The sequence below is a fragment of the Phaeobacter porticola genome (assembly GCF_001888185.1).
Classification (GTDB): Bacteria; Pseudomonadota; Alphaproteobacteria; order Rhodobacterales; family Rhodobacteraceae; genus Phaeobacter; species Phaeobacter porticola.
Map to the genome: position 1 here is coordinate 3,297,067 of NZ_CP016364.1, position 26,917 is coordinate 3,323,983.

The following is a 26,917-nucleotide window of genomic DNA, read 5'->3' on the forward strand; positions in this document are numbered from 1 at the left end:
GGACTTTCCGCGTGTAGTGTGAGGGGTTGCTGGAATGTTGATGCTGGCCGCGATGCTTGGGATTGCCGCCGTAGGGGGTATCCTAATGATTGACGAAGACGGCGATGATTCCACCACGTCCGATACCGGCTCTGGGGCAGACAACGATGCCGACGCCTCTGCGAATATAGCGAGCGAGACCGTCTCTCTTGACCAGTTCATCCTATTGGGGACCAACGGCAGTGATCAGCTTGGCGGAACTGAAGTCGATGAGGATATCCAAGGTCGCGACGGCAATGATCAGTTAAATGGACAGGGTGGCAAAGACTCCGTTCAAGCAGGTGCTGGTGATGATACGGCCCATGGTGGTGACGGTGATGACACCGTGCTTGGTGGTGACGGCCAAGATTTGCTACATGGCGAAGCGGGCGATGACCTGCTGGCCGGGCAAGACGGCGATGACACACTGTTTGGCCACTTTGGCGATGACACGCTTGATGGCAGCGCAGGTAATGACCTTGGGCACGGTGGCCAAGGCGATGATACCCTACAAGGCGGTAGTGGCCGCGACGCCCTGCATGGCAATGCCGACAATGATTATCTAAGCGGTGGACAGGATCAGGACACGCTGTTTGGCGGCACAGGCAATGACCGCCTGGTGGGCAACGACGATGGCACGACACGCGACTACCTCAATGGCGGAGATGGCGACGATACCATTTTTGCGGGAACAGGTGACGTGGTGACAGCGGGCGAAGGGGGTGATCGGATCCTCCTGGATAGCAGCCCTTTTCAGGCGACCTTCGACAGCGACGATGATGAAAATACGGATCCCAATGCGCCGATCGACTTGCTGGATTTTGACACGTCTGAAGATCAGCTGGTTGTGATATGGGATCAGTTTGGCCCTGATACGCCAGTGGTTGAGGTCAGCCTGGACCCCGACGCACCGGGTGAACACATAGTGAGCATCGATGGCAAGGAAGCAATGCGTGTGACCGGCCCCGAGGTCCTGACAGCCGCCGACATTCTGGTCGTTGACCACGAGGCCGCGATCCGGTTTGGTATGGTGGCAAACGCAAATGGTGGTGACGCTTTGACCCTAGGTTAAACCACCCGTGCGGAACCGGACTAAGCAAAGCGGGCGGTGTTCCGGGCAAGAATTGAATCGCCTACGGCGTTCTACGGATCCAGGACAACGGATCCCTCTGATAAAGACCGCGTGCACCGTGATGGTGGCGTGGCTCCATTTTTGCCACTATGTCGCTACCAAACATTCAAAAACCTTTGCCATTTGCATAGAACCTGCGTATACGCGCGATCTGTTCCAGAGATGCGCTGCTTTTCATTGGAAATCGCGCTTTGAGGAACGCCTCCATGGGCCTGTGCTGGACGACATCCCGGCCTGCGCCATTCACACAAACCTTCAAAGGAGACCCCGATGTCGATCACTGCTGAAGAAAAAACACGCCTGATGAAAGAATTCGCAACCAAAGACGGCGACACCGGTTCCCCGGAAGTACAGGTTGCAATCCTGACCTCGCGCATCAACACTCTGACCGAGCATTTCAAAACCCACAAGAAGGACAACCACGGTCGTCGTGGTCTTCTGAAGATGGTTGCTCTGCGTCGTAAGCTGCTGGACTACACCAAAGGCAAAGATGTGGCCCGTTACCAGGACCTGATCAAACGCCTGGGCATCCGCCGCTAATTGAGATTGCCGGATATTTAGAAGATTGCGCCCGCCTCCGTTGGAAGCGGGCGTTTTCTTTTGCCTGTTCTTGTATCCGGGCTTAGGCCGCAGCCCCGGCCTGTTGTGCGCCAGGTACGGAGGGAGCATCATCCAGTAAGCTGATCCCAAGACCATCAAGAATAGCAAGTCGGCGCGCAGCAAAGGCATGGGCGCGGGCTTTCAGTACCGCGAGATTTTCTTCGGGCAAGGTTAGAACCCGCCCATCCTGCTCAAGACGTTGTCCCTGTGGTTCAAGAATTTGCCATGCAAATTCTGCCCAGCCGTTGGGTCCGGCACGTCCTTCACTGCGGGCCAGCAGGAACAATTGCTCCATCCGATCAACGGCCACGCCGCCACCCGTGAGAGGAGACGCCAAGAAAGCTAGGCGTTCACATTCTTCGGAGGTTTTGCACACCGCAAGATTAAAAGCCCGACAGGTTGCAACCCGGTCAGCCAGCCCCTCCAGCGGCAAGCAGGGCGCGATATGACCCGCCCCCGTCAACAGCGTCAGGACACGGGTGATCTCCTGCCACTCCATAGCGCCAAACGCCCCTTGCTCCAGCATGCTGCGTACAGTTGCCGGCCCTGCCGCAAGCAGAGTCAGCACCGGTTCGTATTGGTGGGCCTCAAGCGGGATTTCACCCTGACGCCAGCTCAATTTTAGCGGACCCGTGCCGTAGTGACGTGCAAGGGCAAAGGGTGTCTCGAACCATGCCGCGACAGCGCCACGTTGGGTATAGGGCAGACGCCCACGAACAAACAAATCGGCACGGAACTGCTCATTCAGCAGGATATCACGTAGCCCTTCGCGGCGAACTGGATCGCTTTCAGCCTGAACCAAAGCGATCTGCGCCCCAGTCAGACAGACATCGTCCACATGATCCAGCGGGTTGGTCGCGCCAAGAAACGTCAGCTTTGCTTCTGAAAGATCAGCTGCCACATCTGCAAAATGAAATGGTGTCCAATCCTTGTTGAAGAACTCATGCGCCAGATAGTGACGCGACATGGATTTCATCTCGCTCAACCGGGTTAACTGGGCCGGATTGCTCGCGAAATATCCGGCACCAGCACGTTTCAGACTCTCGACGAACTCCAACGCGTCCTCAATACGCTGCTCCAAAGGCCCGGTTCCGAGTGCCGCCCGGTCGGTGAGGATTCTTCGCAGCGGCATAGATGCCGCCCACCCCGGCTGCGTGTTGTAGCTGATGTAAACAAGCCCACCCGGCTTGAGACGCCGACTTATGAAATCAGCGATCCGCTGCTGGTTTTCCCTAGACACCCAACTGTAGACCCCATGCAACGCAATAATATCAAAGCCCTGAGGTAGCCCCGGGGCCTGATCAAAATCCTCAAATGAGCGTTCATAAAAGGTCACGTTGTCCAGGTCCGCATCCCCGGCGAGACGATTGGCACCGGCGATATGGGCCGGGATAAAGTCCATCGCATGAAAATCGATATGCGGATTGGCCGCTGCAAGAAGATTGGCTGTGAACCCCTGACCACACCCAAGCTCGCAATAGGTCAGCCCCTTACCTGCCATCCCATGCCTGTGGCCGCGAGACAGCGCACTAAAGCCCATGCGCGCGGGGGTCATCTCTTGAAAGAAGTCATGGGTGTAGTCGAGTTCGGCAACATAGCCAGCGGTCCAATCGCTCATGCGGCACCTTTTCTGCGTGTTCGGTAACATTCGTAATCCCGCAAAGTTTTCATAAAAATGCTAAGGATCGCGTTAACAGCCCGACAATTCGACAGGATCAGTGCTACCACCGGCTGTACGGGCACCAAGCCCGGCCGCACAGCCGGGCTTCCCCTTTCAATCTGTTGAAAAATCCTGTAAGGGCGGCCTATCTGAGACGTGCTGCCAAGACCCCGGCAGTCGAAAGAAAGATAGAAAGGGGTCGGCGGCAATGGGGTCGCCACATCAAACGGGAGACCCGGGATACGCCTGGGAGTGCTCCCAGCTAGGATAAGCTGAATGTTCAACGTTACAAAGAAATCAATGCAGTGGGGCGAAGAAACGCTCACACTGGAGACCGGCAAGGTCGCCCGTCAGGCAGATGGCACTGTGATTGCCACCCTGGGCGAGACCTCGGTTATGGCAAACGTCACTTTTGCACGCCAGCAAAAACCGGGTCAGGACTTCTTCCCCCTGACCGTGCATTATCAGGAAAAATACTACGCTGCGGGCAAGGTCCCAGGTGGTTTTTTCAAGCGTGAAGCACGCCCCACCGAAAAAGAAACGCTGACAGCACGTCTGATCGACCGTCCGATCCGCCCGCTGTTCGTCCCTGGCTTTAAAAACGAAGTTCTGGTGATGTGCACCGTGCTGAGCCACGATCTGGTCAACGATCCCGACATGGTTGCCATGATTGCAGCCTCTGCGGCGCTGACCCTGTCCGGCGCGCCCTTCATGGGTCCGATCGCTGCTGCACGTGTGGGTTTCGAAGGCGGCGAGTACGTTCTGAACCCGACTGTCGACGACATGCAGGACCTGCGCCAGAATCCTGATCAGCGCCTGGACCTGGTTGTTGCCGGTACCAAAGACGCCGTGATGATGGTTGAGTCCGAAGCGTACGAGCTGACCGAAGCAGAGATGCTGGGTGCGGTGAAATTCGCCCACGAGCAGATCCAGCCGGTGATCGACTTGATCATCTCGCTTGCAGAAGATGCCGCGAAAGAGCCGTTCGACTTCCAGCCTGCTGACTATTCCGAACTGTTTGCCGCAGTAAAAGCCGCTGGCGAAGAGCAGATGCGTGCCGCATTCGCGATCACCGACAAGCAGGAGCGCACCGCCGCTGTTGCCGCCGCCCGTGACGCGATCAAAGCGTCGCTCAACGAAGAGCAGCTGGCTGATGCAAACCTAAGCTCTGCTCTGAAGAAGCTGGAAGCCGGCATTCTGCGTGGCGACGTTGTGAAAACTGGCAAGCGGATCGACGGTCGTTCGACCACCGATGTGCGCGGTATCGAATCGGAAACCGGCATGCTGCCGCGGACCCATGGTTCGGCGCTGTTTACCCGTGGCGAAACCCAGGCGCTGGCCGTGACCACGCTGGGCACCGGTGACGACGAGCAGTTCATCGACGCGCTGCACGGCAACTTCAAATCCAACTTCCTACTGCACTATAACTTCCCTCCCTATTCGGTTGGCGAAGTTGGTCGCGTGGGCTCGCCCGGCCGTCGTGAGATTGGCCACGGCAAGCTGGCATGGCGTGCGTTGCAGGCGGTTCTGCCTGCCGCCACCGATTTCCCCTATACCATTCGCGTGGTGTCTGAGATCACTGAATCCAACGGCTCATCGTCGATGGCATCGGTCTGTGGTGGTTCGCTGTCCATGATGGACGCCGGTGTGCCGTTGAAAGCACCGGTTGCCGGTGTTGCGATGGGTCTGATCCTCGAAGAAGACGGATCCTATGCGATCCTGTCGGACATCCTGGGCGACGAAGACCACCTTGGCGACATGGACTTCAAAGTGGCGGGTACTGCGAACGGCATCACCTCGCTGCAGATGGATATCAAGGTTGCAGGCATCACGCCTGAGATCATGGAAAAAGCGCTGGATCAGGCCCGGGACGGCCGTCTGCACATCTTGGGCGAAATGTCCAAGGCCCTGTCGGAAACCAACGCGTTCTCCGTCCATGCGCCGCGCATTGAAACCATGCAGATCCCAACCGACAAAATCCGTGAAGTGATCGGTTCCGGCGGCAAGGTCATCCGCGAGATCGTGGAAACCTCCGGCGCCAAAGTCGACATCAACGACGACGGCGTGATCAAGATCGCATCGGCCGATGGCACCGCCATTCAGAAGGCCTATGACATGATCCATTCGATCGTGGCAGAACCCGAAGAAGGCGCCGTTTACACTGGTAAAGTCGTGAAGATCGTCGATTTCGGCGCCTTCGTGAACTTCTTCGGCAAGCGTGACGGTCTGGTGCATGTGTCCCAGATCGAAAACCGCCGCCTGAACCACCCTTCGGACGTTCTGAAGGAAGGCCAGGAAGTGAAAGTGAAGCTGCTGGGCTTTGATGATCGCGGCAAGGTCCGCCTGTCCATGAAAATCGTGGATCAGGAAACCGGTGAAGAAATCACAGCCGAGAAGAAAGAAGACGCAGAATAATCTGTTCTTCTCTCTCTGAGCATAGAATCCCCGCCAGAAATGGTGGGGATTTTCTGTTTCATCGGTTGGAGATTACGCGCACCCCTTTTCACCCTCCGCCAAGATCGCTACCTCTGGGCGCATGCGATCCTATATCATTCATATGACAGGCGATCAGAAACGCGCCCCCAACGTGGCGCGTCTATTGGCGGATTTGCCCGATGCTCAGGTGGTTGAGGCGGTAGATGGCCGTGCCGTGATGTCCGCAGGCGATGTTTCCACACACTCTGGCGTTCTTCATGCGCCGCATTACCCATTCCCGCTGAGCGGCGGAGAGGTCGGCTGTTTTCTGTCACATCGCAAATGCTGGCAGCTGATCGCCGATGGCGTCGACGATTATGGCTTGATCGTTGAGGATGACATGGCAACGGATCCCGTGATCTGGCAGGATGTACTTGCCTTGATTGACAGCCATGCAGGCCCGGACAGCATGATCCGCCTGCCCGCCAAACAACGCGAAACGGCCAGCACGGTGATTGCCGCGCATGGGGCAGCACAGCTGTTCCTGCCTCGGTGTATAGGTCTGCAGACCGTCGCGCAGGTCGTTGGCAAGACCGCTGCTGCCCGGTTGCTAGCCGCAACTAAAGTTCTGGACAGGCCGGTTGATACCTTCCTGCAAATGCACTGGGTTCACGACCAAACAATCCACACGGTATTGCCAAACGGCGTGTCGGAGGAAACAGCCGCTTTGGGGGGATCAACCATCCAATCTCGCCCTGTCGGGGGCAAGCTTGCGCGTGAGCTGAAACGTATGCTTTATCGCGCCCAGGTCGCCCTGCGCCCACAACGCGGCTGAGCCATCAGGCCGCCCCACGAAAAAAGGGGCCGCCTGGCCCCTTCCTTCACCTTGATCCAATTCCCTTGGCAGCATGTGCCGCCGCAGATTTAGGTCGGCGCTTTGGTCTTACGCAGATAGGGGAAGATGGTTTCAAACTCACCAAATTTGGCCTTCGCATCCTCATTCGATACGCTCGGCGGAATGATGACATCCTCGCCCGGAACCCAGTTTGCTGGCGTCGCAACGCCTTTTCCAGACATCTGCAACCCATCAAGCGCACGCAGAATCTCGGCAAAATTGCGGCCCACGGTCATTGGGTAGGTCATCGACAGTTTCAGTTGCTTGTCCGGGCCGATGATAAAGACCGACCGCACAGTGGCGCTATCAGCAGGCGTCCGGCCATCGGGCAGATAGGCCTCGGCTGGCAACATGTCGAAAGCCTTGGATACCGCCAGACCTTCGTCGGCGATGATCGGGAAACCTGCCGCAGCCTTGCCGTAGCTTTCGATGTCTGTTTTCCACTTCTTGTGGTCTTCGACACCATCAACCGACACGCCGATTACTTTGGTGTTGCGGGTGGCCCATTCATCGGACAGCTGCGCCACGGCCGAAAATTCTGTGGTGCAGACCGGGGTAAAATCCTTGGGGTGGGAGAATAGAATCGCCCAGCTATCACCAATCCAATCGTGAAACGAAATGGTGCCCTGATCGGTTTCTGCGGTAAAATCCGGAACCACATCATTGATACGCAAACCCATGGGTCTCTCTCCTATAGTGTCAAATAAATGCACGGTGTGGGGTTAACCTAACCACTCGCAGCGCAGGTTAAACCCTTGGCGGCCCATGACCAGTCTAAAAGATCGCTGTGCGCGTCAATCAGTCGTGGATAATACGGACCGCGCAGAAAGTGACGATCGCTGTGCTGTCCATTCCACGCGAGAGGCCAAAGACGCAATACGCGCCACTCTTAAATTTGATCAAATTATGATTGCCGCCTCTTGCCCATCTGAAACACCGGTGACAGAGTGTCGCCCAATCGCGGGACATCTGACCGCCAACCCCAGACCTACGGGAGATCAAAACATGATCGAGAAACGTGATTTCTACATCAACGGCCAATGGGTCGCCCCAGCTTCCCCGAACGATTTTGAAGTGATCGACCCGTCGACCGAAGCGGCCTGCGCCGTGATTTCGTTGGGTGATGCCGCTGATACCGATGCAGCCGTTGCTGCGGCAAAAGCCGCACTGCCGGGCTGGATGGCCACGCCTGTGAACAAGCGGATCGCCTTGGTTGAAAAGCTGATCGCCATCTACGAAACCCGTACCGAAGATCTGGCGCAAGCGATGAGCGCCGAGATGGGCGCGCCCATCGACATGGCCCGTAGCCAGCAGGCAGGTGCCGGCAGCTATCACTTGCAGAACTTCATCCGTGCCGCCAAGAGTTTCGCGTTCGAAGCCCCGCTCGGTGACCACGCTCCCAATGACCGGATCATCCACGAGGCGGTTGGCGTCGCAGCGCTGATTACGCCGTGGAACTGGCCTATGAATCAAGTGACTCTGAAAGTTGGCGCAGCGGCCATTGCAGGCTGCACTATGGTCCTCAAGCCGTCCGAGCAAAGCCCGCTCAACGCCATGATCTTTGCCGAGATGATGGATGAGGCCGGTTTTCCTGCTGGTGTCTTCAATCTGGTGAACGGCGACGGTGTCGGTGTTGGGACACAGCTGTCCAGCCATCCGGATGTCGATATGGTCTCCTTTACCGGTTCGACCCGCGCCGGCACTGCAATCTCCAAAGCGGCCGCAGATACTCTTAAAAAGGTCCATCTGGAGCTGGGCGGCAAAGGTGCCAACGTGATTTTTGACGATGCCGACGACAAAGCGGTCAAGCGCGGCGTTCTGCATATGATGAACAACACCGGTCAAAGCTGTAACGCACCAAGCCGCATGTTGGTTCAGAAAGGCGTCTACGACAAAGCCGTCGAAGAAGCTGCCGCAGTTGCCAACAAGGTTGAGGTTGGCCCCGCGTCTAGCGAAGGTCGCCACATCGGTCCCGTGGTAAACGAACTGCAATGGGGCAAGATCCAGGACCTGATCCAGAAAGGCATCGACGAAGGCGCGCGCCTTGTTGCTGGCGGAACTGGGCGTCCGGATGGGCTGAACCAGGGTTTCTATGTCAAACCAACCGTTTTTGCCGATGTGAACAACCAGATGACCATCGCTCGCGAAGAAATCTTTGGCCCGGTTCTATCAATCATTCCCTTTGAGAGCGAAGAGGAAGCCATCGAGATCGCCAACGACACCCCCTACGGCCTGACGAACTACGTACAGACCCAAGACGCGAATCGTGCCAATCGCATGGCCCGCAAACTGCGGGCTGGCATGATCGAGATGAACGGGAAATCCCGCTCTGCCGGATCGCCATTTGGCGGAATGAAACAGTCCGGAAACGGCCGCGAAGGTGGCAGCTGGGGTATTGAGGATTTCCTAGAGGTCAAAGCTGTGGGTGGCTGGGCTACCGAATAAGCCAGCCCTCATCTGATACTATGAATGCAGAGAAAGAGCCGCCTATTGAGGCGGCTCTTTTTGTTTGCTTACAAAAATCTGCTCTAGTTGGGCAATTCCAGCACCAGCTGAGGCACCCCATCCGAAGTCCGCTCGACCGATCGGCCATCCCAACCGATTGTCCCGTTGATCCGTTGGCGCAGCGCCGAAAAACTGTCGAATTTCACCACGTCCACCGGCTCCTCCAGATGCAAGGTCACACGGCGACGGGCGCCATCCCCAAACACCTGCAACCCACGCAGCTCTGCCTTGAAGTGTCAATGAGCGTTCAAAGTTGACCCGGTTTCAGCATTTAAAATTGACCCACCCCATGTGGCGCAAAGCCCCCAGGCGGGCCGCCCTCATATAGCGAGTCCGTCTGGGGGCTTTGCTTTCGGGACGGTTACTTTTCTCTGCGGCTTTTGCTCTGAGCAAAGCGATAGGACGTGTTGCCGGTTTCGATGATTGCGCAATGGTGGGTGACGCGATCCAGCAGCGCGGTGGTCATCTTGGCATCGCCAAAGACCGAGACCCACTCTCCGAACTCCAGGTTGGTGGTGATGATGACGCTGGTTTTCTCGTAGAGCTTGCTGATCAGATGGAACAGCAATGCTCCGCCAGACTTGGGGAACGGGATGTAGCCCAGCTCGTCGATGATGACGCAATCCAGAGCCGAGAGTTGCCGGATGATCTTCCCGGCATTGCCCTCGGCCTGTTCCTTGATCAGGGCGTTGATCAGATCGACGGCGTTGAAGAAGCGTGCCTTCTTGCCGTTGGTGATCAGGGTGGTGCCCAAAGCGATGGCGATATGGGTTTTGCCGGTGCCGGTTCCGCCCACCAGGATGAGGTTGTGCGCCTCTTGGGTGAACTGCCCTGTGCAGAACGGTTCGATCTGGGTCTGGGTGATGGCGGCAGCACCATAATCGAAGGTGGCGAAGTCCTTATGATGGGGGAACTTCGCGATCCTCATTTGATACTGGATAGAGCGCGCCCGCCGCTCTACAGTCTCCGCGTCGATCAGTTGCTTTATCGCTGTGGTCAGACTTGGTGGCTTGCGCGCGGACAGCAAATCATGTGCGCAAGCTGCCATTCCGTGCAACCTCAGGGCGGTCAGTTGGTCGATCAGGGCGTTCATGCGGCAACCTCCTCAGTCGAGCACAGGATCTCATAGCGCTTGCAGTCGGCCTCGGGTCGCAGGGTCAGTTGCGGATAGGCATAGGCTTCGCTGAGCGGCGTGATGACCGGCTCCACCAACTGGTTAATCAGGTTGATGATGGCGGGCAGGCGGAGGGTGTTTTGTGCCACGGCCAGTTCACAAGCCATCTCGACAACCTCGATCCCGTGATCCTGGACGAGCAGAAGCAGATCAACGAACTCCCGATCCCCGCCCTTGTCTGCCATGTAATGTTCCCTGATCTGGTGCATGGCCTCAGGCAGTTGCCAGTCCACGAAGGGTGCGCCATTGCGTAGGGCGCCGGGCTTGCGATCCAGCAGAGGAACATAGTGCCAGGGTTCAAAGTAGCTGACGTTGCGGGTGAAGCGGCGCTTATGCTCGGCGATGATATCCTGGCCCGACACCAGCATAATCCGGCCCGCATAAGCGCGCAGCGACACATGTTGACCGGCAAAGTGGGACGGGACGCTGTAGCGGTTGCTGGCATATTGAACCAGGCAAGTGGATCGGACACGAACCGTCTTCTCAACATAGCCGTCAAAAGGCCGACCCAAGGGGCGCAGCTCGGCGCGTTCGTCTTCGAACACCTCGGCAATCGTGCGATCCTGCTGTTCGGGATGGGGACGATTGGCCAGTTCTTCACAGCGCAGGCGCAACCAGTTGTTCAGCGCATCAAGATCTTCAAAGGCAGGCTTGGGCACAAACAACCGGCCGCGCAAAAACTGGACCTGGTTCTCGACCTGCCCCTTCTCCCAACCCGCTGCGGGCGTGCAGGCAACAGGTTCCATCACATAGTGGTTCATCAGAGCCAGGAACCGGGGATGGAATATCCGGTCCTTCGAGCGGGACACATAGGTCACCATGGTCTTGGGGTTATCAATGATCACCCGTCGTGGAACCCCGCCATAGAAAGACAGTGCCTGCACAAAAGCATCCAGAACCATCTCCTGGGCTTCGCCGGGATAGGCGATCACCAAAGGCTTGCGGCTGTGGCACAGGCGGAAATGGGCAACCTAGATCTTTTGTTCAACGCCGCCCAGGACAACCCGTTCTTCGCTCCAGTCAAACTGAAGGGCGTCACCAGCAGCAAAATGCAGGGGGATAAAAGCATCGCCAGAACCGGCGCCAGCCCGCTTCAGATCGCGGACAAATCGCTGAACTGGAGAATAGGACCCGGTGTAGCCTTCCACCACGAGCTGCTCATAAAGCTTCTGGGCCGTTCGCCGCTCCCGACGTGGTCGCTTCTGGTCCTGATCGAACAGTTCCTGAAGCCGGAGATCAAACCCGTTGCACAGTTTGTGCCGAACCGGTGGAGCCTGGCGCTGGTAGCTCGGCGGGCTCTCATCCTTCAAATACTTCTTGATCGTGTTGCGCGATAATCCCGTCGCCCGCGCAACAGACCGGATACTGCGCCCTTCAACCAGCACCCACAGACGGATCTTCGATACACTTTCCATCAATAACACCTGCTCTTTCCTCCGCACTTGAAGCGCGGATGTTAACGAAACAGGTGGGTCAATTTTACTCGCTCATAACCCACCTAAGTGGGTCAATTTCGCATGCCGATTCACAGCCTTGAAGGGTTGGTCTAGGTAGCGCCCCTCTAGCGTCTGCCCGACGCGTAGTGTTTGTTGCGGGGTGTTCGGGCGCGGTCTGTCTGCCTTGGCGCTAAGGGTATTCCAATCGCCATAGCCGTATTGCCGCGCCACCATCTCAAGCGCTGTGCTATGGGACACCATCAGATTGCGGGCTTGCAACTGCTGGCGCAGACTGCGGGCCTGCTGTTTTAAGATCCCGACAGTCGGGAGTTCTCTCTGCTTGTTTGTCATTTTTGCCTCTTGTCCAATCAACAAGATGCGCCGGGTAAAATGGAGCTCGCATTGCCATTGGCGCATCAATCGGATGGGCGAAAGACAGGGTATTTGAAACGAGGTTTCACCATAGCCATTACGACCGCGAGCGGCAGGGCCCCGACCCTGATGTCAGCCTTAGGCTGTTCACCCCTTCAAGGTCAAGACCCGGGCAACAGACACCACACCTCTGACCGGCGTTTCATCCGCAGAAAACCATGGCTGGAAAATGCGGAAATAGGTCTCTTGATCTAAACCTAACCTGAGCTTGTAAAATACCGGAAAGTCATACCACACCAGAGGACCAGATGACCAAGCCAGAACCTACCCGTGCCCGCAAACCCAGCATCACCACAGAATTGACCGGCATCTACGAAACCCATCTTCCGGTCAGAGATCTTGCCGTAGCAATGGCGTTTTACGAGACTACGATTGGCCTCAAGCTGGCCCATTATCTGCCCGAGCGCGACGTTGCCTTCTACTGGGTTGGAGGCCACGAAAGCGGGATGCTGGGACTGTGGTCCGGTGGGTCCGCCCCGATGGGTATGCGATTGCATATGGCCTTTCGAAGCACCGTGACGGCGATGGACGGAGTTTGTGATCGCCTGTGTGACGCAGGTGTGGTGCCGCTTGATTTTCATGGTGCGCCAACAGACCAACCCGTGGTTCTGGGCTGGATGCCTGCGTTGTCGATCTATTTCAATGATCCAGACGGGCATTCCATTGAGATCCTCGCCCCACTGGCAGAGCAACCAGACCCCGGTTTCGGCGTCGACAGCTACAACGCCTGGCTGGCAAGAATCGACAGCTGATCTGAACGGGACTGGCCAGCGCTTGCCGGTCGGCCTATGAACCTCATGTAGCTGTCTGAGGACCAAATGATGATCATCACCCGACTGCATGGCCGACTTGGCAACCAGATGTTTCAATATGCAGCGGCGCGTGCGCTGGCAGAGCGCCTGGGCGTGGGTCTGGCATTGGACAGCCGCGAAGCCGAGGCCAGAGGCGAAGGCGTTCTGACGCGGGTCTTTGATCTTGATTTGGTGCGGCCAGCACCATTGCCGCCCCTGCGGCAAACCACACCGCTGCGCTATGCATTGTGGCGCGGGGTTGGACAGTCGCTAGGAATGAAGCCCAGGTTTCATCGTGAAACCGGCCTTGGCTACAATCCTACGTTCGAACAATGGGGCGATGGTAGCTATCTGCACGGGTATTGGCAGAGCGAGCGGTACTTCTGCGATATCGCTGCGCGTATTCGTACGGACTTCACCTTTCCGGTGTTTTCAAACCAGCAAAATACGGAGATGGCAGCGCAGATCAGAGAGACAAACGCGATCTCGCTGCATGTGCGCCGTGGGGATTATCTGACATTGGCGGCACATGTGCTGTGTGATCAGGCATACTATGATGCGGCACTGGCACAGGTATTGGAGGGGGTTAAAGGCAATCCGATCGTTTATGTCTTTTCAGATGATCCACAATGGGCCAAGGACAACTTACCCCTGCCCTGTGATAAGGTTGTGGTGGATTTCAATGGCGCGGACACGGACTATGAGGACATGCGCCTGATGAGTCTCTGCCAGCACAATATCATCGGCAACAGCTCGTTCTCCTGGTGGGCCGCCTGGCTGAACCAGACACCGGGACGGCGCGTTGCGGGGCCCGCAAAATGGTTCGGTGACCCCAAACTTCAAAACCCCGATATCCTGCCATCAGATTGGCTGCGTATCAGCGTCTAGGCTCGGATGCGCTCAGAACAGCGCCTTGGCGCGGAACTTCATCGACTCACCGCTGTCCGGGTGTTTTATCCTTAGTTCTTCAGCATGCAGCATCATGCGCGGATGTTCCAATGCGCTTCCCTCTGCATAGAGCGGATCGCCAAGGATGGCATGGCCCAGCGACAGCATATGCACCCGCAGCTGATGTGTTCGGCCCGTTTTGGGTGTCAGCCGCACACGGGTGGCCTCCTCTTCGTATTTCATCACGCGCCAATCCGTCGCCGCCGCTTTGCCGGTATCATGACACACCATCTGCCGAGGACGGTTGGGCCAGTCCACGATAAGGGGCAGCTCGACTGTTCCGCTACGTGGCTCCAGACGACCCGCAACACGGGCGATATAGGCTTTTTTGGCAGTCCGTTTTTCAAACTGCATCGACAGGTGCCGCTGCGCGTGCGGAGTGAGACCAAATACCATCACACCAGAGGTATCGCGGTCCAGACGGTGCACCAAAAGCGCCTCGGGAAAGACAGCCTGAATACGTGTCAGAAGACAATCCGCCAGATGCTCACCACGCCCTGGTACACTCAGCAAGCCATCGGGCTTGTTCGCCACCAAAATCTGGGCGTCATGGTGCAGAATCTCCAGTGGATCCTGCGGCGGAGTGTAGTCGCTTGAAACTGTCATGGCCGCGTGCCTAGCGGTCTCGCGCTGGCAGGGCAAGGTATCGCTACGTCGCGCTTGTTCGATATACCCGTGATCGACAAGGTATCGGCACAAGACACATTTATCAGCAGCAGCAAAAGAGGCAGATCATGGTCCATCCAACGATCAACAAACTACAGGACGTTGTCGCCAAGGGAGATGACAGCAAGATCGCCGATTTGCTGGCCGAAAATGTGCAATTCCTGCCTCCTACCTACTGGAAGACCTGGACCGGTCGCGCGCCGGTAGCGGCGATCCTGGGACATGTCGGCCAGGTGTTCAGCGACTTTCGATATCGCCGTATCATGGGTGACGGTGTCGATTGGGCGCTAGAGTTCGACTGCAAGATCGGAGACCTGGATGCTGTCGGGGTAGACCTAATCACCCTAAACGATTCCGGGCTTATCAACCGGTTTGAGGTGGTTATGCGCCCCTACAAAAGCGTTGGCGTGTTGCGCGATGCGATCATGGCGCGGGTAACCACTGATCCGCGTTTTCTGCAATATCAATCCGCGCTGAGCTGATCGGCGTGGATCGCCTACTGCGGATCATTCTGCTCCCGCTCCTGCTGGTGCAGGCGGTGAATGTACGGCGCAAAGCGCTGCGACTACCAGAACCTGCGGGGCCACGATTTGGTCAGCTGGGTCAGGGCGAGCCGTTGCGTCTCCTTATCGCCGGGGACAGTTCTGCTGCCGGAGTTGGCGTTTCCCGGCAAGAGGACGCGTTGTCTGGCCAGTTGGTCAACCTGCTTGCACCGGGGCGACATCTGACCTGGCGGCTGGAGGCGAGCAATGGCCACCGCACCGCTGACACACGCGCGCGTTTGCTGGCTCTGCCGCCGCAGCAATTCGATGTCGCCGTGCTGGCACTGGGCGTGAATGACGTCACTCGGCTATCGTCGGCACGACGGTTTCACATGGAACAGTCGGCGCTGATCGCGCTGCTACAGGATCGCTTTGGAGTGGAGCTGGTGGTGATGTCGGGGGTGCCACCGATGGCGCAGTTCCCTGCTCTGCCTAGCCCGCTCGCCTGGATTTTAGGACGCCATGCGGCGCGCCTTGATCGGGTTCTTGCACGCCTGGCGACACAGTCGGGCGTCGTGCATTTACCGTTCGAGATTCCCGCTGATCCGGATTTGGCGGCCCAGGACGGGTATCACCCTTCAGCACAGGCCTATGCCCTATGGGCAGCGGCACTGGCCAATAGCGTACGACAAGGGCATTTGCAGCATTCAAGCGCGACGCATCTGCCGCACCAGTGAGACCGAATAGATCACGAGCGCCATCCAGATCATCGGAAAGGCGATCATGCGCGCACGGCCGAATTCCTCACCGAATAGAAACACCGCCGCCAAGAAAATCATAGTCGGCGCGATGTATTGCAGGATGCCGATTGTCGACAGCCGCAACAGTTTGGCACCGTTCGCATAGGTAATAAGCGGCACTGCCGTCACCACACCACAGCCCAGCAAAAGCGCTGTATCTCCAAAGCTACCACCAAAATGTGCGGCCCCTGTTGTGCTGAGGTAGGCCAAATAGGCCAGCGCTGGGGGTGTCAGGATCAGCACTTCCAGCATAAAGCCCTGATTAGGGCCAATTGGCAGGGATTTCTTAAAAAAGGCATAAAACCCCCAGCTTAGGGTCAAGCCAATGGCCGCCCAAGGCAACCGCCCGGCGTCCACGGCAAGCACCACCACCGCCAGCGCCGCCAACGCAATAGCAACCAGTTGGGCTGGGGTCAGACGCTCGCGTAACACAACTGCACCAAGCGTGACGCTGAACAGCGGGTTGATGTAGTAGCCCAACGCGGCATCCAGTGCATGGCCAGTGGCAATGGACCAAACATAGATACCCCAGTTCACCGAGATCAACGCCGCAGTGACGCAGCCCATCATCAAAACCTTGGGGGATTTCAGGGCCGCGCGCAACTCGCGGGTACGGCGAAGCACAATCAACAAGATACCGGCCACCGGCACGGACCAGATCACGCGGTGCGCCACAACTTCAGCTGCGGGCATATGCGCAAGCGCCTTCATATAAAGCGGTAAGAACCCCCACATCAGATAGGCGGCAACCGCAAAAGCAAGGCCCTGCGGGGTATCTTTGTTTTCAAGCTGTGGCGCGGTCATAGGCGTCTCCCTGTCCCGCGTTTATGACAGGGCGCGCCCGAATTGACAGATGGCAAACCCGAATAATACAACATGGCTGGTCGCTGGCAGACTATTTTTTGCTGCCAACCCAAGGGTCGCGCGGATTGCGCACATACCCAGATGGTGAGACCCTGTTCAGACCTTCACCCGTTCTGACTTTGGATCGTACATCGACTTCAGCGAGGCCTCGGCCTTCACCTTTACGCCGCAGACGTCGATTTCATAGGTGGCCCCCAGAACATCTGCCGCGCTTTCGCCTTCGCAGGGCACGTAACCCATGCCGATGGCAGCACCCAGGGTATGCCCGTAGTTGCCAGAGCTAAGGTAGCCCACATACTCGCCGTCGCGAATGATCGGCTCGTTGTGGAACAATAGCGGTTCGGCATCGGTCAGTTTGAATTGCAGCATGCGGTTCTTGGGGCCGACCTCCTTGCGTTCCAGCACTGCTGTCCTGCCGATGAAATCCGCTTTATCGGTCTTCACCGCAAAGCCAAGGCCCGCGTCGATCACATTGTCCTCGCAGGTGATGTCGTGGCCAAAGTGGCGGAAGCCCTTCTCGATCCGGCAGCTGTCCATCATGTGCATACCGCAAAGCTTCAGTCCCATGTCCTGACCCGCCTCGTGCAGCGTCTCAAACGCGTGGCCTGCCATGTCGGCGCCGACATAGATTTCCCAGCCCAGTTCGCCCACATAGGTCACGCGGTGCACACGGGCGAGGCCCATGCCCAGCTCGATCTCTTGCGCAGTACCAAAGGGGTTCACCGCGTTGGAGAAGTCATTTGGCGACACCTTCTGCAGCAATTTGCGCGCGTTTGGACCCATCACCGCCAGCACCCCCTCGCCTGCGGTCACATCGGTGATCACCACTTGGTGGTCGCCCACATGGCGCATCATCCAGGTCTGATCCGCCAGGCGGGTCACTGCCGGGGTCACCACCAGATAGGCGGTCTCGGACAGGCGGGTGACGGTCACATCGGCCTCAATCCCGCCGCGGGTGTTCAGGAACTGGGTGTAAACGATCTTGCCCGCAGGGACGCTGAGGTTGGCACCACAGATGTAATTCAGAAAGATCTCTGCATCCGGGCCTTCGACGCGGATTTTGCCGAAGGAGGACATGTCGTACATGCCGACATTTTCGCGCACAGCACGGTGTTCAGCGGCGGAGTTTTCAAACCAGTTTTGGCGCTTCCAGCTGTATTGGTACTCGCGTTCCTGGCCTTCGTCGGCGAACCAGTTGGCGCGTTCCCAACCGCCAATTTCGCCCATTACGGCCCCCTGTTCCAACAGGTGGTGATGAAACGGTGTGCGGCGCACGCCGCGGGCGGTGGCCTTTTGACGGTAGGGGAAGTGGTCGGCGTACAAGAGGCCCAGCGTCTCCTTAGAGCGCTCGAACAGGTAGTGCTTATTACCCTGGAACGGCTGCATGCGGGAGATGTCTACGTCGCCCAGATCAAAGGGTTTCTGGCCGTCTTCCATCCACTGAGCCAGCGCCATTCCAGCGCCGCCTGCCGACTGGATACCGATCGAGTTGAAGCCTGCCGCAACCCAGACATTGTCCATCTCCGGCGCCAAGCCGAGGTGGTAGGCGTCATCCGGAGTGAAGCTTTCGGGACCATTGAAGAAGGTGTGGATGCCTGCCTCAGCCAGCATCGGCATCCGGTTGCAGGCGGCTTCCAAGATCGGCTCGAAATGATCGAAATCCTCAGGTAGCTGGTCGAATTCGAACGTATCGGGAATGCCGTTCATCGCCCAGGGTTTTGCGTTTGGCTCAAACGCGCCGATCAGGATTTTACCCGCGTCTTCCTTGTAGTAGGCGCATTCGTCCGGAACGCGCAGCACCGGCATCTGGGTCAGGCCGGTGATGCCTTCGGTCACGATGTAGAAATGCTCGCAGGCGTGCAGCGGCACGTTGACGCCCGCCATGCGGCCAACCTCATGGCCCCACATGCCGGCGCAGTTCACCACCATGTCGGCCTCAATGTGGCCCTGCGACTGGCCGTCATCGCTGACCCAATCGACACCGGTGACACGGCGGCCGTCCTTGGCGATGCCGGTAACCTTGATCCGTTCCTTGACCAGCGCACCGCGCTGGCGGGCGCCCTTGGCCAGGGCCAGCGCGATATTTGCCGGGTCGCCCTGCCCGTCTTTCGGCAGCCACACGCCGGCTGTCACGTCACCGACGTTCAGGTGCTCGTAGCGGGTTTTCACCTCTTCAGGGGAAATCTCCTCAACCTCGACACCAAAGGCCCGCGCCATGGCGGCCTGGCGAAAGATCTCTTCCTTGCGTTCTTCGGTCAGCGCAACAGTGATTGAGCCGCAGCGCTTGAAGCCGGTGGCGACGCCGGTTTCTTCTTCCAGCGCGCCATAAAGTTCCTGGCTGTATTTGGCCAGCTTGGTCATATTGGCGGTGGCGCGCAACTGCGCAATCAGGCCCGCAGCGTGCCAGGTGGTGCCCGAGGTCAGCTGCTTACGCTCCAGCAGCACCACATCTTTCCAACCCAGTTTGGTCAGGTGGTAGGCCACCGAGCAGCCGATCACGCCGCCGCCGATAATGACCACACGGGCCTTGTTGGGAAGATCGCTCATCGTGTTTCTCCTGAACTCGCTTGAACAGATCCTGACATGGATAGGCGACACAAAATGCACCAAAAACGCCAACTATCTTGCAGAATTCACCATCGTCAATCCGCCGGATTGCGCGGACCCCGATTGGATTGAGACTGGCGACTGGCTTTTCGCAGGCTAAAGGGGGTGACGCCGAAAAAGGCCTTATATAGGGTCGAAAACCCGTTGGAGAATCCACAGGCGAGGCCGATTTCACGCACACTCATCGTGGTATTGAGAAGAAGGTTATTGGCCTTGTTCAAACGCATTTCTCGATAGAACCCATTGGGTGTGGTGCCCAGAAATGTTTTGAACTTACGTTCTAACGAGCGCGTCGAAATACCCAAGTCCGCAACAATTTCATTGATTGGCAGCGGCTCTTCGATGTTGTCCTGCATCACCCGGATCGCCTGATCCAGATCAGCGTCTCCGGTGATGGTAGGTTTCACACCAGAAAACGGTTGCAGCGACGCATAGTCCCGTACCTTGTCATGCAGCAGAATATTCGCCACCGTCATCTGGGCGGCGGCGCTGGTCAACTGTCCGATCAAGGTCAAAACAATATCCACGGTGGCGCCCATGCCCGCGCATGTCACCACCTGCCCATGCTCACTGGCCAACGCATAGCTGGCGTCGAATAGCCCCATGCGCTCGCGCATCAGGGTGGCGTTTTCCCAATGAGTTGTGTGCTGCGCGCCGTCCCTACCGTGGTCACGGATATAGCGGCTGGCAGCCTCTGCCAGCAGATAAACCTTGGCACCACGGCTTCGATAGTTGGAGATAACCGGCCCCATCGACAGCGCCGGGCAATCCGGATCAGTATTCCCCAGTACAAACACGCAGGCTGCATCGGAACGCGCCACAAACGTCTCTGTCTCTACATAGGCACCGGCCCGACAACCAACCGGACCGCCTTTCGCCGAGCGCAGTGTCCAGGTAAATGGCGGTTGTGCCAACACGCGATTGGCCAATCGCAAGGGTTCAACAACCGCTGAGAACTCGGTTAGGACAAAGCCCTCAGCCAGCAGGATGTCCACCTGCCAAGGGCCTTTGTCCCTGCTCACGACCGTACCACCGGGAGCAGGGACAATCGAGCGATCAGGCGCGGAGCCGGTCATTGTTCGGATCCCACATCGGTGCATCTGGCTGAACCACCGCGCGACAACTTTCGCCGTAGATTTCGACCTCCAGCTCTGTGCCCGGTGTGGCAAGATCCGCCCGCACCATGCCCAGCGCGACGGAGGCGTTGACCCGGTAGCCCCAGTCACCCGAAGTTGTTTCGCCCACGATCTCGCCGTCTTTTTTGATACACGACATGTAGGGGGCATCCGCCTCCCCTGCGTCGACCTTCAGCGTTACAAAACGCTTCTTCAGCCCCTGCTGCTTTTCCACCAACAATGCTGCCTTACCTGGGAAGTCCTGTGGCTTGTCCAGTTTTACGAACCGCTCCAATCCACCTTCCAACAGCGAGTAATCGGTCGAAAGATCCCCCTTCCATGCCCGGTACCCTTTTTCGATCCGAAGCGAGTTCAGCGCGTACATGCCAAAGGGCTTTGCCCCAGCCTCAAGAATTGCGTTGTAGATCGCAGGTTGGTGTTCGTTTACGCAATGAACCTCCCAGCCCAGCTCCCCGGCAAAAGACACACGCGCCAAGAACGCAGGTTTGCCAGCCACCGTCGCCTCCTGATGGTTAAGCCAGCCAAGAGAGAGATCGGCGTCACTCAGGCCGGCCAGCAGATCGCGTGACTGCGGGCCCGTTACGATCATGGTTGCATATTCCGTTGTGTGGTCTGTCAGGCCGACATCCGCGGGCAGACCACGACGCAACACATCGAAATCATGCCACTGCGCTGCACCTGCGGTGATCATAGTGAAATGATTCTCGCCATGGCGGATGCAGGACATTTCTGTCAAAATGCGGCCCCGGTCATCGGCGAAGTAAACCAGGTTCATCCGCCCGATCTTGGGCAGACCGCCGGTGACGCGGCCCCGCAGGAACTCTGCCGCGCCTGCACCAGACAGGTTGAACCGCGAGAACCCCGGTAGATCCAGTACACCGACACCGTCCCGCACCGCTTCACATTCTTCCTGAATGCGTTGTTGCCACGGACCAGACCGCCCCCATGTGTGGGTCGCCGCCTCAGAGGTATCATCACCCGGCTTTGCGAACCAATTGGCGCGCTCCCAACCGTTGTAGGCCCCCATCTGGCCACCCATCTCTATAATCTTGGTGTGTACCTGACCAACTTTCTTATCGCGTGCGGCAGGCCATTCATGGTGAGGAAAATGCATGGCATATTCGTTGCCATAAACTTCCATCCCCTTTTTGTCGCAGTAATCCTGATCCGTGTAATCAGTGTATCGGCGCGGATCACAGGACCACATGTCCCACTCGGTCTGACCATCCACGATCCACTCGGCCAGCACTTTGCCAGCGCCGCCCCCCTGGGCGATGCCGAAGGTAAAGACACAAGCCTCAAACGCGTTATCAACACCCGGCATTGGCCCAATCAGCGGCAGGCCATCAGGCGCATAGGGGATTGGCCCGTTGATGACGCTGGACACGCCTGATGTTGCCATCAAAGGCACACGCTCCATCGCATCGGTCACGATATCCTCTATGCGGTCCAGATCGTCCGACCAAAGCTGGAATGAAAAATCGTCCGGCATCTTGTCGTCCTCGGTCATCCAGTGACCTTTGCAGTTTGGCTCATAGGGACCAAGATTGTAGCCGTTCTTCTCCTGGCGCAGGTAATATGAAACATCCACGTCGCGGATCAGGGGCAACTTTCTGCCAGTTTTCTTGGCATGCGCTTCAACCTCCGGGATCTGCTCGGTCAGCAGATACTGATGACTCATCACCATCATCGGCACCGTGCGCCCACCAAAAGGTTTGAACCACTCCCCAACCCTCTGGGCATAGTACCCCGCGGCATTAACCACGTAATCACATGCAATATCGCCTTTTTCGGTATGAACAATCCAAGTTTTGTCGTCCTGCTGCGTGACGCCGGTGGACGGGCAGAACCGGATAATCTTGGCCCCCATATCACGTGCCCCCTTAGCCAGGGCCTGGGTCAACTGTGCTGGATCAATATCACCATCGGTCGGATCATAGAGCACACCGGCCAAATCGTGAATCTCAAGAAACGGGTAGTTCTCTTTGGCTTGTTCCGGCGTCCACATCTCCATGTGGATGCCCTGATATAGGCCCATCGACATGGCGCGTTCAAATTCCTGCATCCGCTCTTTGGTATGCGCAAGACGTATTGACCCGGTCTGATGATAGTTCATCGGATAGTCGACCTCCTGCCCCAGGCGGGCATACAGTTCGGTCGAATAACGCTGCATGTTCATGACAGACCAGGATGTCGAAAACGTCGGAACATTGCCGGCAGCATGCCAGGTAGAACCCGCTGTCAGCTCGTTCTTTTCCAAAAGTACACAGTCAGTCCACCCCTTTTTGGCAAGATGATACAGGGATGAACAGCCGACGACACCGCCGCCGATAATGACCACACGGGCCTTGGTTGGAAAATCAGACATGGGTGCCTCCTTTTGTATCATTTCACGTGGTATTTTTGTCGCCGGCCTGGACCTCAGTCCTCTTGCGGTAAACCGTCGGCGATCTTGTAGTAGTCACCTTTATCCGCAACAAAGATGTGCTTTTCCAAGCTGAGCCCGGTGGGCGCTTCGACCGCACCAAGAGAAAAACTGATGTTGCTTTCGGTGCAGGCTTTCCAGAACAGAAACGATCCGCAACGCGCACAGAAACCACGTTGTGCCACCGAACTGGCCGCGTACCAGCTGACCTCGCCTGTTATGACCAGATCAGTGTCCGCCACATAGGCTGATGACCAGATACCTCCCGACTGGCGGCGGCATTGGCCACAATGACACATCGACACTCCATTGGGCCTGGCCGCCGTTTCAAACTGAATGTTGCCACAGAGACAGGATCCCTTGATCATGATGCAGACTCCAGCTGTGGTGTGCTGCTTGCCCCCAGCAGCACGCCGTAGATGATGAAACAGATTGCCAGGGCGCGACGGATCCAGACGTTGAACACTGTTGCCATAGCCGCCTTCCCCATCCCCACACCAAGCAGCGTGAACCCGGTATAGCTGAGCGTCGTCAGCAGCAGCGCTGTGGGCATGATCACCAGCATCTGCTCCTGCATTGGCACGCCAGGCTGCACAAACTGCGAAAATGCTGCGAGATAGCCTGCGACACTCTTGGGATTGATTGTGGCCACTGCCAAAGCATGCAAGTAGACATGCCGGGCCGGTCGCTTGATCACCGGAATAGGCCTGTTTGCCTGACGCCATCCTCGGATGCCTAGATACATCAGAAACCCAGCCCCGATAAGCTTCGCGACGAAAAATCCAGTGGGAAAGGCCGCAAGCAACGCCGTCACGCCCAGCGCTGAGAGCAGTAAAAACAGCGTCGCCTGCGTCAGTATTGCCAACACGCCAATCATCGCCCGCCCGAACCCAAGGCTCATGCCGTTGGATATGCAATTCACGGCGTTCGGTCCCGGTGTGGTGACGAAGACAAGCCAGAACAGCGCGAATATGGACCAGGCTTCAAAACTCATCAGTACACTGGCGGCGCGATAACCCAGACCGCCACGCAGGGCTCATCATAGGGGTTTGACCATTGGTAGCGTTCGTGGCGAATGCGAAAACTGTCGCCAGGACCGACATCAAATGCACGATCACCGATCAACAGATTGAGCCGCCCCGAGATAATATACCCCACCTCCTGCGTGGGTCGGTCTGCTGGCGTTTGCATCCGTGAATGTGGTTGAAAAGTGGAATGCACCATCTCGAAGTCATCTGTCAGATCCGGGGAGAGCAACTCTTCGATCAGCCCCTCTTCGCCGGACCCCATCGGTCGGCGCGCTCCAGCACGTACGACATACCCCTGCTCTGCGACGGGGGCCGCCGAATGGGAAAAGAGCATGGACATCGGCACATTAAGACATGTCGAAATCGCGCGAAGGTCCGAAATCGACGGCTCAGATTTGTCCCGCTCAACCTGACTTAGCCAGCCGACAGAACGCCCCAGCTGCGCGGCCAGATCCGCAAGCGTCGTCCCACGCGCCTTGCGCAATGCCCGAAGGTCAGCGCCCAGGGTCGCAGGTTGTGGTGATTGATCTGTCACATGACACCCGTGAAAATTTTCTGCCTTTTTTCACGATGTCGCGATTCCATGAAAATTCCAAGTGTTTTTTCATCCAGACCAGATCCACAAAAAAAGAACCCGGCGCCATCCGCACCGGGTGCTTTCTTCTTTTCAATGGTATCCTGAGGTGAGGCCAAGGGCCGAAGGGCAAAGACCAATCGCCCATCGGTTCAGATCGGGGCAAACACCGATTTCAAAATCGCTGACATTTGCTCCGCATCAACCCGGTCAAAAGCATCTGGCAGATCGCTGTCGATATCAAAGACCGCGATAATATCACCTGCCCCATTTCTGACCGGTAGCACCAATTCCGACCGGGTCGAGGTCGCACAAGCGATATGGCCGGGAAACGCATCGACATCTGCAACCAGCTGCACCTCGCCTGTTCGCGCCGCGGCACCGCAAACGCCCCGAGAAAACGGGATCTGCAAGCAGCCATGTCCGCCTTGGTAGGGGCCGATCTTCAACAACTCAGGCGCGACGACGCGATAAAACCCTGTCCAGTTAAATCGGTCATCACTGTGATGTACTTCGCAGGCCACTGTGGCCATTAGTGCTACTGTATCGGTTTCACCTTCGGTCAAAGCGACGATGGTCTGGGCCAGATAGGCGTAGTCTACTCGGGTCATGGCAATCTCTGAGGGGCAAAGAATAGGAGAGCAGGCTTTGTGCCCGCTCCCTGACAAATGGTCAATTTCTTATGTAATACCCGTGCGACCCGGATCAGGTCCGCTCGATTGCGATTGCTGTGCCTTCACCACCACCAATGCAAATCGCCGCGATGCCGCGCTTTAGCCCACGTTTTTCAAGGGCGTTGAGCAGCGTCACAATGATCCGCGCACCTGAGGCACCTATGGGATGGCCCAATGCGCATGCGCCACCATTCACATTTACCCTGTCACGTGGGAGTCCCATTTCATGCATGAAGGCCATCGGCACCACCGCGAACGCCTCATTTACCTCCCATAGATCGACATCATCCACGTTCCACCCGATCTGCTTCATCAGCTTTTTGGCAGCCGGAACCGGAGCGGTGGTAAAGAGCCCTGGCGCCTGAGCGTGGCTGGCATGGCCTATGACACGCGCCCGCACGGTCAAACCCTGCGCCTTGGCGGCATCCTCTGATGCCAGCACCAGCGCCGCAGCACCATCGGAGATCGAGGACGCATTCGCCGCGGTAACAGTCCCATCCTTGCGGAACGCGGGTTTAAGCGTCGGAATCTTGTCCGGGCGCGCAGATTTTGGCTGTTCATCCGTATCTGTTACCACCTCAGCACGACGGGTCTTGACTGTCACAGGAGCAATTTCACTGTCAAAGGCACCGTTTTCTTGTGCTGCCAGAGCGTTGGACAAAGAGGTCAGCGCATAGTCATCCTGCGCCTCGCGTGTGAACTGATAGCTCTCCGCGCAATCCTCGGCGAAACTGCCCATAAGACGGCCTTTATCGTAGGCGTCTTCCAGCCCATCGAGAAACATATGATCAATCACCTGACCGTGGCCGATACGCGCACCGTTGCGCATTTTTGGCAGCAAATACGGGGCGTTGGTCATACTCTCCATGCCACCTGCGACCATGGTATCAGTCTGGCCAAGCGCGATTTGATCGTAGGCAATCATTGCCGCCTTCATTCCTGATCCACACATCTTGTTCAACGTGGTCGCAGGCACCTCTTCGCCCAGCCCCGCCGCGAACCCTGCTTGTCTTGCCGGTGCCTGTCCCTGTCCGGCAGGCAGCACGCACCCCATCAGGATCTCATCAACCGTGGCGGCACCAGCGCCCTCAAGCGCTGCACGGATCGCAGCACCTCCGAGGTCAGCAGCTGCGACCCCGTCATACATGCCCTGAAATCCGCCCATGGGGGTGCGGGCCGCGCCTGCGATCACAACATTCTTCATCAAATATTCCTCCTATTGTCGAAATAGTGCATACAAAATCGTAAGGATTGACGTCTAGGCTGATCGTCAACACATATTGACGCGGGGACACTCATGAGCCTGACCAGCACAACAGCAGATGGTACGCAAATCGTGACCGTCAATGCCGAACGCATTGATGCAGCTATGGCCATCCAATTCAAAGAAGACATGCGCGCAACCACCGAAAATGGCCCTGATAGGGTCATTCTTGACCTATCCGAGGTGAGATTTATCGATTCCAGCGGACTTGGCGCTATTGTTGCAGCCATGAAGCAGTTAGGCCAAGGCCGTAAACTGGACCTCGCCGGGCTGACACCGATGGTCGACAAGGTATTCCGTCTGACTAGAATGGACACTGTTTTTGATTTGTACATCTCGCTAAGCGACGCGACAACTGCCACCCGCATCGACTCTTGAACCCACGCGTGCT

26 protein-coding genes and 1 pseudogene are annotated in these 26,917 nt (G+C 57.4%); 10 read left to right on the forward strand and 17 right to left on the reverse strand.

What is annotated here, in order from left to right:
- Positions 1–34 precede the first annotated feature (34 nt).
- Together PhaeoP97_RS15780 and rpsO are read left to right on the forward strand one after the other, a co-directional pair.
- Positions 35–1,090 (forward strand): calcium-binding protein, encoded by a 1,056-nt coding sequence (locus PhaeoP97_RS15780; protein ID WP_072505876.1) that lies wholly within the window; start codon positions 35–37, stop codon positions 1,088–1,090.
- A gap of 330 nt (positions 1,091–1,420) precedes the next feature.
- Positions 1,421–1,690, forward strand: a complete 270-nt coding sequence (rpsO, locus tag PhaeoP97_RS15785) for a 30S ribosomal protein S15 (protein ID WP_072505877.1) — start codon at positions 1,421–1,423, stop codon at positions 1,688–1,690.
- Between the two features lie 82 nt (positions 1,691–1,772).
- Here the strand turns inward: rpsO and PhaeoP97_RS15790 are convergent, their stop codons facing one another.
- Positions 1,773–3,368, reverse strand: a complete 1,596-nt coding sequence (locus PhaeoP97_RS15790; RefSeq protein WP_072505878.1) for a class I SAM-dependent methyltransferase — start codon at positions 3,366–3,368, stop codon at positions 1,773–1,775.
- A gap of 318 nt (positions 3,369–3,686) precedes the next feature.
- Between PhaeoP97_RS15790 and pnp the strand changes: the two genes are divergently transcribed.
- A complete protein-coding gene (gene pnp, locus PhaeoP97_RS15795) occupies positions 3,687–5,825 on the forward strand; it encodes a polyribonucleotide nucleotidyltransferase (RefSeq protein ID WP_072505879.1) in 2,139 nt (712 codons plus the stop codon).
- A gap of 121 nt (positions 5,826–5,946) precedes the next feature.
- Complete coding sequence (locus tag PhaeoP97_RS15800; RefSeq protein ID WP_072505880.1) at positions 5,947–6,660, forward strand: glycosyltransferase family 25 protein; 714 nt, start codon at positions 5,947–5,949, stop codon at positions 6,658–6,660.
- Positions 6,661–6,749: 89 nt separating this feature from the next.
- Here the strand turns inward: PhaeoP97_RS15800 and PhaeoP97_RS15805 are convergent, their stop codons facing one another.
- Entirely contained in the window at positions 6,750–7,400 is a 651-nt protein-coding gene (locus PhaeoP97_RS15805; protein ID WP_072505881.1) for a peroxiredoxin, read from the reverse strand.
- 325 nt (positions 7,401–7,725) lie between these two features.
- On the opposite strand from PhaeoP97_RS15805, the gene PhaeoP97_RS15810 reads away from it, so the two are divergent.
- Positions 7,726–9,165: an aldehyde dehydrogenase family protein gene (locus PhaeoP97_RS15810; RefSeq protein ID WP_072505882.1), complete on the forward strand. Its 1,440-nt coding sequence runs from the start codon at positions 7,726–7,728 to the stop codon at positions 9,163–9,165.
- Positions 9,166–9,248: 83 nt separating this feature from the next.
- Here PhaeoP97_RS15810 and PhaeoP97_RS15815 read toward each other — a convergent pair.
- From PhaeoP97_RS15815 to PhaeoP97_RS15830, 5 genes and pseudogenes are all read right to left on the reverse strand, one after another.
- A pseudogene (locus tag PhaeoP97_RS15815) lies at positions 9,249–9,458 on the reverse strand (glyoxalase superfamily protein); the annotation flags it as partial.
- Between the two features lie 128 nt (positions 9,459–9,586).
- Positions 9,587–10,318, reverse strand: coding sequence for an IS21-like element helper ATPase IstB (gene istB / locus PhaeoP97_RS15820; RefSeq protein WP_072503358.1), 732 nt, complete (start codon positions 10,316–10,318; stop codon positions 9,587–9,589).
- On the reverse strand, positions 10,315–11,331 hold the full coding sequence (locus PhaeoP97_RS15825; protein WP_237029020.1) for a Mu transposase domain-containing protein: 1,017 nt from the start codon (positions 11,329–11,331) through the stop codon (positions 10,315–10,317). Before PhaeoP97_RS15825 ends, istB begins: the two co-directional genes overlap by 4 nt.
- 39 nt (positions 11,332–11,370) lie before the next feature.
- On the reverse strand, positions 11,371–11,814 hold the full coding sequence (locus tag PhaeoP97_RS20550; protein WP_217525901.1) for a hypothetical protein: 444 nt from the start codon (positions 11,812–11,814) through the stop codon (positions 11,371–11,373).
- A 72-nt stretch (positions 11,815–11,886) separates the two neighbouring features.
- Positions 11,887–12,186, reverse strand: coding sequence for a glyoxalase superfamily protein (locus PhaeoP97_RS15830; RefSeq protein WP_237028954.1), 300 nt, complete (start codon positions 12,184–12,186; stop codon positions 11,887–11,889).
- Between the two features lie 329 nt (positions 12,187–12,515).
- On the opposite strand from PhaeoP97_RS15830, the gene PhaeoP97_RS15835 reads away from it, so the two are divergent.
- Both PhaeoP97_RS15835 and PhaeoP97_RS15840 read left to right on the forward strand, forming a co-directional pair.
- Positions 12,516–13,019, forward strand: coding sequence for a VOC family protein (locus PhaeoP97_RS15835; RefSeq protein ID WP_072505883.1), 504 nt, complete (start codon positions 12,516–12,518; stop codon positions 13,017–13,019).
- A gap of 69 nt (positions 13,020–13,088) precedes the next feature.
- On the forward strand, positions 13,089–13,946 hold the full coding sequence (locus tag PhaeoP97_RS15840; RefSeq protein ID WP_072506529.1) for an alpha-1,2-fucosyltransferase: 858 nt from the start codon (positions 13,089–13,091) through the stop codon (positions 13,944–13,946).
- Between the two features lie 12 nt (positions 13,947–13,958).
- Here the strand turns inward: PhaeoP97_RS15840 and PhaeoP97_RS15845 are convergent, their stop codons facing one another.
- A complete protein-coding gene (locus PhaeoP97_RS15845) occupies positions 13,959–14,612 on the reverse strand; it encodes an RluA family pseudouridine synthase (RefSeq protein WP_072505884.1) in 654 nt (217 codons plus the stop codon).
- A 128-nt stretch (positions 14,613–14,740) separates the two neighbouring features.
- On the opposite strand from PhaeoP97_RS15845, the gene PhaeoP97_RS15850 reads away from it, so the two are divergent.
- Complete coding sequence (locus PhaeoP97_RS15850) at positions 14,741–15,154, forward strand: nuclear transport factor 2 family protein (RefSeq protein WP_072505885.1); 414 nt, start codon at positions 14,741–14,743, stop codon at positions 15,152–15,154.
- A 5-nt stretch (positions 15,155–15,159) separates the two neighbouring features.
- Positions 15,160–15,891: an SGNH/GDSL hydrolase family protein gene (locus tag PhaeoP97_RS15855; protein ID WP_072505886.1), complete on the forward strand. Its 732-nt coding sequence runs from the start codon at positions 15,160–15,162 to the stop codon at positions 15,889–15,891.
- On the opposite strand, the gene rarD is transcribed toward PhaeoP97_RS15855, so the two are convergent.
- The 9 genes from rarD to PhaeoP97_RS15905 form a co-directional block, all read right to left on the reverse strand.
- Positions 15,862–16,758, reverse strand: a complete 897-nt coding sequence (gene rarD, locus PhaeoP97_RS15860; protein WP_072505887.1) for an EamA family transporter RarD — start codon at positions 16,756–16,758, stop codon at positions 15,862–15,864. The two genes, PhaeoP97_RS15855 and rarD, sit on opposite strands and share 30 nt — an antisense overlap.
- 156 nt (positions 16,759–16,914) lie before the next feature.
- Positions 16,915–19,365 carry a GcvT family protein gene (locus PhaeoP97_RS15865; protein WP_072505888.1) on the reverse strand — a complete coding sequence of 817 codons (2,451 nt, stop codon included), beginning with the start codon at positions 19,363–19,365 and terminating at the stop codon, positions 16,915–16,917.
- 95 nt (positions 19,366–19,460) lie between these two features.
- Positions 19,461–20,501: a GlxA family transcriptional regulator gene (locus PhaeoP97_RS15870; protein ID WP_072505889.1), complete on the reverse strand. Its 1,041-nt coding sequence runs from the start codon at positions 20,499–20,501 to the stop codon at positions 19,461–19,463.
- Complete coding sequence (locus PhaeoP97_RS15875; protein WP_072505890.1) at positions 20,482–22,929, reverse strand: GcvT family protein; 2,448 nt, start codon at positions 22,927–22,929, stop codon at positions 20,482–20,484. Before PhaeoP97_RS15875 ends, PhaeoP97_RS15870 begins: the two co-directional genes overlap by 20 nt.
- Positions 22,930–22,982: 53 nt before the next feature.
- On the reverse strand, positions 22,983–23,354 hold the full coding sequence (locus PhaeoP97_RS15880) for a GFA family protein (protein ID WP_072505891.1): 372 nt from the start codon (positions 23,352–23,354) through the stop codon (positions 22,983–22,985).
- On the reverse strand, positions 23,351–23,980 hold the full coding sequence (locus tag PhaeoP97_RS15885) for a LysE family translocator (protein WP_072505892.1): 630 nt from the start codon (positions 23,978–23,980) through the stop codon (positions 23,351–23,353). Before PhaeoP97_RS15885 ends, PhaeoP97_RS15880 begins: the two co-directional genes overlap by 4 nt.
- On the reverse strand, positions 23,980–24,549 hold the full coding sequence (locus PhaeoP97_RS15890; protein ID WP_072505893.1) for a helix-turn-helix domain-containing protein: 570 nt from the start codon (positions 24,547–24,549) through the stop codon (positions 23,980–23,982). The genes PhaeoP97_RS15885 and PhaeoP97_RS15890 overlap by 1 nt, the downstream gene beginning before the upstream one ends.
- Positions 24,550–24,740: 191 nt before the next feature.
- Positions 24,741–25,199, reverse strand: a complete 459-nt coding sequence (locus PhaeoP97_RS15900) for a GAF domain-containing protein (protein WP_072505895.1) — start codon at positions 25,197–25,199, stop codon at positions 24,741–24,743.
- 94 nt (positions 25,200–25,293) lie between these two features.
- Positions 25,294–26,466: an acetyl-CoA C-acyltransferase gene (locus tag PhaeoP97_RS15905; RefSeq protein ID WP_072505896.1), complete on the reverse strand. Its 1,173-nt coding sequence runs from the start codon at positions 26,464–26,466 to the stop codon at positions 25,294–25,296.
- A gap of 93 nt (positions 26,467–26,559) precedes the next feature.
- Here PhaeoP97_RS15905 and PhaeoP97_RS15910 point away from each other — a divergent pair, with 93 nt between their 5' ends.
- Entirely contained in the window at positions 26,560–26,904 is a 345-nt protein-coding gene (locus PhaeoP97_RS15910) for an STAS domain-containing protein (RefSeq protein WP_072505897.1), read from the forward strand.
- Positions 26,905–26,917: the final 13 nt, after the last annotated feature.

Excerpts from the sequence above, each read along its gene's own strand:
- PhaeoP97_RS15780 (WP_072505876.1), top strand. The coding sequence starts at position 35 with ATGTTGATGCTGGCCGCGATGCTTGGGATTGCCGCCGTAGGGGGTATC.
- rpsO (WP_072505877.1), top strand. The coding sequence starts at position 1,421 with ATGTCGATCACTGCTGAAGAAAAAACACGCCTGATGAAAGAATTCGCA.
- PhaeoP97_RS15790 (WP_072505878.1), bottom strand. The coding sequence starts at position 3,368 with ATGAGCGATTGGACCGCTGGCTATGTTGCCGAACTCGACTACACCCAT.
- pnp (WP_072505879.1), top strand. The coding sequence starts at position 3,687 with ATGTTCAACGTTACAAAGAAATCAATGCAGTGGGGCGAAGAAACGCTC.
- PhaeoP97_RS15800 (WP_072505880.1), top strand. The coding sequence starts at position 5,947 with ATGCGATCCTATATCATTCATATGACAGGCGATCAGAAACGCGCCCCC.
- PhaeoP97_RS15805 (WP_072505881.1), bottom strand. The coding sequence starts at position 7,400 with ATGGGTTTGCGTATCAATGATGTGGTTCCGGATTTTACCGCAGAAACC.
- PhaeoP97_RS15810 (WP_072505882.1), top strand. The coding sequence starts at position 7,726 with ATGATCGAGAAACGTGATTTCTACATCAACGGCCAATGGGTCGCCCCA.
- istB (WP_072503358.1), bottom strand. The coding sequence starts at position 10,318 with ATGAACGCCCTGATCGACCAACTGACCGCCCTGAGGTTGCACGGAATG.
- PhaeoP97_RS20550 (WP_217525901.1), bottom strand. The coding sequence starts at position 11,814 with ATGGAAAGTGTATCGAAGATCCGTCTGTGGGTGCTGGTTGAAGGGCGC.
- PhaeoP97_RS15830 (WP_237028954.1), bottom strand. The coding sequence starts at position 12,186 with ATGACAAACAAGCAGAGAGAACTCCCGACTGTCGGGATCTTAAAACAG.
- PhaeoP97_RS15835 (WP_072505883.1), top strand. The coding sequence starts at position 12,516 with ATGACCAAGCCAGAACCTACCCGTGCCCGCAAACCCAGCATCACCACA.
- PhaeoP97_RS15840 (WP_072506529.1), top strand. The coding sequence starts at position 13,089 with ATGATCATCACCCGACTGCATGGCCGACTTGGCAACCAGATGTTTCAA.
- PhaeoP97_RS15845 (WP_072505884.1), bottom strand. The coding sequence starts at position 14,612 with ATGACAGTTTCAAGCGACTACACTCCGCCGCAGGATCCACTGGAGATT.
- PhaeoP97_RS15850 (WP_072505885.1), top strand. The coding sequence starts at position 14,741 with ATGGTCCATCCAACGATCAACAAACTACAGGACGTTGTCGCCAAGGGA.
- rarD (WP_072505887.1), bottom strand. The coding sequence starts at position 16,758 with ATGACCGCGCCACAGCTTGAAAACAAAGATACCCCGCAGGGCCTTGCT.
- PhaeoP97_RS15865 (WP_072505888.1), bottom strand. The coding sequence starts at position 19,365 with ATGAGCGATCTTCCCAACAAGGCCCGTGTGGTCATTATCGGCGGCGGC.
- PhaeoP97_RS15870 (WP_072505889.1), bottom strand. The coding sequence starts at position 20,501 with ATGACCGGCTCCGCGCCTGATCGCTCGATTGTCCCTGCTCCCGGTGGT.
- PhaeoP97_RS15875 (WP_072505890.1), bottom strand. The coding sequence starts at position 22,929 with ATGTCTGATTTTCCAACCAAGGCCCGTGTGGTCATTATCGGCGGCGGT.
- PhaeoP97_RS15880 (WP_072505891.1), bottom strand. The coding sequence starts at position 23,354 with ATGATCAAGGGATCCTGTCTCTGTGGCAACATTCAGTTTGAAACGGCG.
- PhaeoP97_RS15885 (WP_072505892.1), bottom strand. The coding sequence starts at position 23,980 with ATGAGTTTTGAAGCCTGGTCCATATTCGCGCTGTTCTGGCTTGTCTTC.
- PhaeoP97_RS15900 (WP_072505895.1), bottom strand. The coding sequence starts at position 25,199 with ATGACCCGAGTAGACTACGCCTATCTGGCCCAGACCATCGTCGCTTTG.
- PhaeoP97_RS15905 (WP_072505896.1), bottom strand. The coding sequence starts at position 26,466 with ATGAAGAATGTTGTGATCGCAGGCGCGGCCCGCACCCCCATGGGCGGA.
- PhaeoP97_RS15910 (WP_072505897.1), top strand. The coding sequence starts at position 26,560 with ATGAGCCTGACCAGCACAACAGCAGATGGTACGCAAATCGTGACCGTC.